Origin of the sequence: Shewanella surugensis (assembly GCF_023284005.1) — a bacterium.
GTDB lineage: Bacteria > Pseudomonadota > Gammaproteobacteria > Enterobacterales > Shewanellaceae > Shewanella > Shewanella surugensis.
Window position 1 is genome coordinate 1 of record NZ_JAKIKS010000299.1, and the last position, 1,559, is coordinate 1,559.

Consider the following 1,559-nt stretch of genomic DNA (forward strand, 5'->3'; position numbering starts at 1 on the left):
GGTTATCTTGCCATGATTTTATCACTTTTGATGCACTCAAAGAGAGTGTAAAAAACATCATGGATAATTATCCGTCAAAATATACGATAACTTTTAGTTAAGCACTTATGACCATCATCTTGATTGACGTCACCTAATGCCGAAAGCTCATCTGGAATACCGATATCATATTCGTATAGCACATTCTTTCGATCATCTGAGGATGATAAGTTTACAACTTCGAGCTCATTATTTTTTACAATATCATCATCAATAGCATTCAAGAACAGGCTTTTTAAGTCTGGTAACGCAACAGATTCGATATCAAGTTTTTTAGGTTTGTCTTCATCTTTTAAAACTACATATATCGTGATTCCAATGTCTTCTGGATTTTCAGTAAAGTAGTTTAAGCTAGTATTTAATTCTTCCTTATTCATTTTCTTACCTTTTCTGCATAATAAATTCTTTCATCAATTTTTATGTATGACACGTTATCACTATTGGATAATTTGCTAAGAGAAATCAAAATTATTCCGTCTCGCTCCTCTTTATTTTTAAAGCTTCCGTCTACTTTGTAGATATGAAATCCAAAAAGAGCGAGTGATGGGTTTGCATAAAATAAATCTGTTTTTACGTATATAACCCCCATTACAACAAGCAAAACTCCAAGCAAGATTAAGTACCTTCCACTGTCAAAGTTGAAACTCACTAGAGGTATTACATAAGTAGCTAGAAATGTTAAATGCTCGTAATTGACACCTTCTATTTTCTTAATTTTAAAAGGGATGTTTGTAGCCCCCTGTAAGTCAAACCTAAATTTTTTATATTCAATAAATGCCCACAATAAACATACCAAACAAATTATCGGTACAACATTTCTTTTAAGTAGCTCACTTATACCAATAAATTCACAACCTTCCCCGTAGCATATTGGTACATCAACCTTCAAAACAAATATAAAAACAAATAATAAAGCTATCGATATTACGTATAAGCCAATTTTTTTGTGTGTCATGGTTTCAACCATCATTAGTTACCATATCGATTATTAAATATATTACAGAAGCGAAATAGCACACTTCGAATATAAGCTAACCTTTCTATAGTGCGCATGCTCGATTACAACGCCTCTTACTTAACAAGCAGACCAATACTCTTTCTCAAAATAGACGAATGGCTAATGCACTATACTTTATAAATACTCACTTTAAACCCTGATTAATAACACAAAAAAATTACAACTTGATCACTTATCCACGCATTAGGCAAAAAATGCATCACCACGTGATACTTTTGTATGTAAATTACGTAATTTTCAAGATGAACCATTGATCCAGCTCACAACTATCAGCTAATAACTTGGACAACACTCTCTTCCAACAAACTCAACTCAAAGAAACACACTGCTTTTTGCTTTTTGCTTTTTGCTTTTTAAATCAGTGTAGATGCAGCTGTGACCGTTGATGGCAGGCAGGGCGGGATCGCACTTTGTTAACAAAGATTGAATCTGCTGAATTACTGTGATCTAATCGCACCTCACTTTCTGAGAGGTAACCCAATGACCCTGATCGAACACCTTA

At 33.5% G+C, this 1,559-nt stretch carries 2 protein-coding genes; both read right to left on the reverse strand.

Going from position 1 to position 1,559, the window contains the following annotated elements:
* Positions 1-74 precede the first annotated feature (74 nt).
* A complete protein-coding gene (locus tag L2764_RS27120; RefSeq protein WP_248943438.1) occupies positions 75-416 on the reverse strand; it encodes a hypothetical protein in 342 nt (113 codons plus the stop codon).
* Positions 413-1,009, reverse strand: coding sequence for an anti-phage protein KwaA (gene kwaA, locus L2764_RS27125; protein WP_248943439.1), 597 nt, complete (start codon positions 1,007-1,009; stop codon positions 413-415). The genes L2764_RS27120 and kwaA overlap by 4 nt, the downstream gene beginning before the upstream one ends.
* Positions 1,010-1,559 lie beyond the last annotated feature (550 nt).

Excerpts from the sequence above, each read along its gene's own strand:
- L2764_RS27120 (WP_248943438.1), bottom strand. The coding sequence starts at position 416 with ATGAATAAGGAAGAATTAAATACTAGCTTAAACTACTTTACTGAAAAT.
- kwaA (WP_248943439.1), bottom strand. The coding sequence starts at position 1,009 with ATGATGGTTGAAACCATGACACACAAAAAAATTGGCTTATACGTAATA.